2 protein-coding genes are annotated in these 1,003 nt (G+C 33.8%); one reads left to right on the top strand and one right to left on the bottom strand.

Annotated features, from left to right (window positions below):
• The coding region (locus ACYVRH_RS13305; protein WP_461257376.1) for a CIA30 family protein at positions 1 to 441 on the top strand (441 nt) is incomplete at its 5' end.
• A gap of 199 nt (positions 442 to 640) precedes the next feature.
• On the opposite strand, the gene ACYVRH_RS13300 is transcribed toward ACYVRH_RS13305, so the two are convergent.
• Positions 641 to 976, bottom strand: a complete 336-nt coding sequence (locus tag ACYVRH_RS13300) for a PDDEXK nuclease domain-containing protein (RefSeq protein ID WP_461257377.1) — start codon at positions 974 to 976, stop codon at positions 641 to 643.
• Positions 977 to 1,003: the final 27 nt, after the last annotated feature.

The following is a 1,003-nucleotide window of genomic DNA, read 5'->3' as shown; positions in this document are numbered from 1 at the left end:
GGATCAGCTATACAATATACAGGAAAGAAAGAAGACATAGAAGGCATAGAAAGGGATGTTATGAATATTTATGGAAAATTTGTAACAAATACTTGGACGTCAACTCTTTATACCATCGATATAGCCATTATAGAAAAACTCAAAAATGCTTCAGGAATACGCTTTAAGGTGATAGGCGATGGGAAAAGTTGGTATTTCCAGCTTACATATAAAGCAACAAATACGGAATACGCTTTATATGTTGCGACAATAAAGACCAAAAAAAATAAAATTGTCCAAATTGATATCCCTTATTCTAAACTGATACAACCAGGCTGGGGAATAAGAAGAAAATTTGATAAAAACAATATAGAGTCTTTAGTATTTGGTATGGGTGATGGGTTTAGTGATTTTAAACCGGGAAATTACAGCATAAAAATCTTTGATATTGAGACTTATTAGGCTCACGAATTTTTAGGCATACATCTTTTATCAACAGCTATATAGCCACTGGAAAGGCTTTACGTAAAGCCTACGCATAGCTTTAGGACAAAACCCCTATTCCCTCTTTGTGTTCTTTGTACCTTCGTGTTCTTCGTGAGACCCTTTGCGATTTATTCAAAGCGTTATTCCTGTTATGATCATGAGCAAATTGATAAGCTTAAATTACCTCTAAATCACCATGCGTTTCGCGCAGATAACGCACATTCCTATCAAGTTCTGCGGTTAATTCTTCTTCTGTAGGAAGAATTAATTTGTACTTAGACGCAAATAATTGGTCATTCTCTGATAATACTGAATACTTTGCTATCGTTTCATCTTTTTCTGCGCATAAAATAACTCCGATAGTAGGGTTATCATCTTCGCCGCGTTTCAAATTATCGAACATCCTTACATACATATCCATTTGTCCGATGTCTTGATGAGTCAGTTTTTTAGTTTTCAAATCAATGACAACAAAACATTTTAGTAAATAATTGTAAAAAACAAGATCAATCTAACAATGTGATGTTTCTGTACTTAT

The sequence above is a fragment of the Treponema sp. R80B11-R83G3 genome (assembly GCF_054786115.1).
The sequence above is the reverse complement of the archived record's forward strand: the minus strand, read 5'-3'. Positions and strand labels throughout refer to the sequence as shown.